Source organism: Mesorhizobium sp. M1A.F.Ca.ET.072.01.1.1 (assembly GCF_004023325.1).
Classification (GTDB): Bacteria; Pseudomonadota; Alphaproteobacteria; order Rhizobiales; family Rhizobiaceae; genus Mesorhizobium.
Genome location: NZ_RZSF01000607.1, coordinates 1 through 1,684, shown reverse-complemented (window position 1 = coordinate 1,684; position 1,684 = coordinate 1). Strand labels below are relative to the sequence as shown.

Genomic DNA, 1,684 nt, shown 5'->3' with positions numbered 1-1,684 from the left:
GCGTTGGCGAGATTGACCAGCGCGTGCGCTTCCTCCCTCGCCACCTTCATCGCTCCTGACAGGGCTTGATGCTCAGGGTCGGGCTCAGGCTGAGCGCTACCGATCCGCCGTTCGGCGAAGTGATCGATCGCCCGCTCATCAATGCTCGGGCTGACGTGCAGTTTCTGTTCGTGCTCAACAACGGTTGCCATGATTGGTTTCTCCTAAAGCTTTCGGTTTTCCAGAACGAGTAGGCCGATGCTTATCCTCGCGACCGCCGCGTCGAGACCGATGAAGGCGCCGGATTTGGTCGTCATCCGTCGTTCAGCCAGCAACACTCGCGCGATGCCGTTTTCCGTGCCCAGATAACCGCCCTTCAGCCCGTTCACAGTCACAGAATCACCCGGCTGAAATGACGGGCTTTCCGCGACGATCAGACCGCTCAAGTCTTTGAGGATGCCAGTGAAGCGGCCATCATCAGATGGGCGGATTAGCCGAGCGTCTTGGCCGCCGTGTGCGTTGCCGATCAGTTCCACCACCACCCACTTGAGGCCGCTTCCTGATATGACGATATCGCCGAGTTGTGCCATCAGATTTCTCCATCGGTGGCTTCACGCCACTCGGCAGACAGGGGGACATCCGCACCGCGCATCATGTTGAAGGCGAGACGCCAGCGGCATGCCCACTCCGTTGACCCGTCTTCGCGCCGTAGTTGAACGAACATCCCGCGCTGGCGATTGATCGCGAAATCCTCGCCAGCCACTGTGTAAATATCGCCTGTCTCAAAGACTGATTTTGATGCCCAGCCAAGCGTGGCAGCGGGGAACAGATGGTAGATGATGTCATCGCCGTAAGGGGTACCGACGGGACGAACCGCGAAGACGTATTTGCCGTCTTTCAGTCCATCAATTCCTTTGGCGTCCAGCACGAAAACGACCACCCACTGGGTGCCGGAGGGCTTGAAGATGAAATCGCCTGCTCGCATGGTCGCCCTATACCGAAATGGCTGTGGTTTTTGTGATAGTCTGACGGCGAGCCCGAGCGATCATCGCCAGGCATCCAGCAACGGCGTTCGCCACGTCATCGTGCGCATTAGGCCCATGATCGACGGACTCACGGCCCCCGCTTGAAACACGGCGCTGCATGCCAACGAGCTGCCCCGTTAGCCTTTGATGGTCGAGGAGCTGGACCGAGCGGGAGTTGAGCAGCGGCAAGAAATTCAAGAATAACTCGCTCTTGGTGAGCGGGGACCGAAGGTATCGGATACCGTAGCGGTCGAAGGCAGCTGACACCCATTCCCCGGCGTATCCATCGCCAACGACTTCCGTGCACCCATATGACAGCAAGATGTTCGAAAACTTGGCGACCACTTGCTCGGGCTTAAAAGGCGGTCGCTGTTCCTCGACGCGATCCAGAATAATCAGATCCTTGCCCAGTTGACTGTCACCACGACCGTCATGCCCGATAGCGAGCGTGAAGCTGTCGCTTGACCCGCCGCTCGGATCGCAAAATGCCTTGTAGGGGCGGCGGTTATTGTTTGGCAGAATGACTGCCAGCGCCGCAGCTACGCAGGCCTGCACTGTTTCGACGGATACAAAGGCCTGAAGATCGGCCCTGAATTGCCCCAAATACTCGGCTTGCGCGGCGGCAGCGTCACGTTCCAGAGCGCGGTCAACGACCTTCTGCGGCAACGATGGATTGAAGT

General features: G+C 58.6%; 3 protein-coding genes and 1 pseudogene. All 4 read right to left on the bottom strand.

Going from position 1 to position 1,684, the window contains the following annotated elements; genetic code table 11:
* Nucleotides 1-191: hypothetical protein (locus EOA32_RS36855; RefSeq protein WP_145971504.1), on the bottom strand; the 191-nt coding region annotated here is incomplete at its 3' end.
* Nucleotides 192-203: 12 nt separating this feature from the next.
* Nucleotides 204-569, bottom strand: a complete 366-nt coding sequence (locus EOA32_RS36850; RefSeq protein WP_128374281.1) for a hypothetical protein — start codon at nucleotides 567-569, stop codon at nucleotides 204-206.
* Nucleotides 569-964, bottom strand: a complete 396-nt coding sequence (locus tag EOA32_RS36845; protein ID WP_128374280.1) for a hypothetical protein — start codon at nucleotides 962-964, stop codon at nucleotides 569-571. The genes EOA32_RS36850 and EOA32_RS36845 overlap by 1 nt, the downstream gene beginning before the upstream one ends.
* 7 nt (nucleotides 965-971) lie before the next feature.
* Nucleotides 972-1,684 (bottom strand): annotated as a pseudogene (locus EOA32_RS39075) (hypothetical protein); the annotation flags it as partial.

Excerpts from the sequence above, each read along its gene's own strand:
- EOA32_RS36850 (WP_128374281.1), bottom strand. The coding sequence starts at position 569 with ATGGCACAACTCGGCGATATCGTCATATCAGGAAGCGGCCTCAAGTGG.
- EOA32_RS36845 (WP_128374280.1), bottom strand. The coding sequence starts at position 964 with ATGCGAGCAGGCGATTTCATCTTCAAGCCCTCCGGCACCCAGTGGGTG.